Origin of the sequence: Paenibacillus sp. GCM10027629 (assembly GCF_042676425.1) — a bacterium.
In the GTDB taxonomy this organism is placed as follows: Bacteria; Bacillota; Bacilli; order Paenibacillales; family Paenibacillaceae; genus Paenibacillus_K; species Paenibacillus_K terrigena.
The window spans coordinates 2104064-2104790 of record NZ_JBHTGZ010000009.1; the positions used below are offsets into that span (position 1 = coordinate 2104064).

General features: G+C 50.9%; 3 protein-coding genes. All 3 read right to left on the bottom strand.

All coding sequences use genetic code 11. The features are described from left to right. Window positions 1–159 (bottom strand): family 43 glycosylhydrolase (locus tag ACFQZR_RS19265; protein ID WP_379348937.1); only part of this gene is annotated, 159 nt, incomplete at its 3' end. Continuing rightward, window positions 156–479, bottom strand: a complete 324-nt coding sequence (locus ACFQZR_RS19270; protein ID WP_379348702.1) for an L-rhamnose mutarotase — start codon at window positions 477–479, stop codon at window positions 156–158. The genes ACFQZR_RS19265 and ACFQZR_RS19270, both read right to left, overlap by 4 nt. 12 nt (window positions 480–491) lie before the next feature. Continuing rightward, the coding region (locus ACFQZR_RS19275; RefSeq protein ID WP_379348704.1) for a fumarylacetoacetate hydrolase family protein at window positions 492–727 on the bottom strand (236 nt) is incomplete at its 5' end.

Sequence of the window (727 nt, forward strand, 5' to 3'; positions counted from 1 at the left end):
TAGCCAGTGAACCAAATCGCGGGAATGCAGAACTTGAACCCCGGGAAAATACTGAAACGTCGAGGTAACCATATAATAATCCGTTCCAACGCGGACGATCGAAGGATCTGGGTGGTCTCCCGGTAATATGGGATTATCAACTGCTTGCCGTTCACTCATGCCCTCGAACCCTCCTTAGGCAACTGATAGATCTCGCTCGCATCCTGCCATGTTTTCGAGAAGCATTCGCCTGTCATCCGATGCCATTCCTCTTCCAGCTGGTGGTCGATGACCCGGTCCGGAAGCGCCAAAGATAAATCCGACTCGACAATCATAAACAGGGTCAGTCCCTCGCGAAAAATCCGTAAGGATACAATGCCCGCTTCCTGCATATGCTGTTCGTTCCCAGCAGGAATATCGCGGTGAAGTTGTTCATACCGCTCGACTTGATCCGGATGAAGATGAGCCACTTTGATTTCTGTTACCCTGTTTGCTGCCATATCCCCACTCCTCTAGAATTGTTCGCTCACCATGCGGTTTGTCAGAGCGCCCAGCTTCTCGATCTCGATCGTCACGACATCGCCCGGCTTCAAATAGACCTGCTTCTCCTTCGGATAACCAAACACGACACCGGCCGGCGTTCCGGTCAGGATGATATCGCCCGGCAGCAGCGTCATATGCTGAGAAATATAACTAACGATTTCATCGCAATGGAATATCATATCCGACGTATTCGAATGCTGCCGAA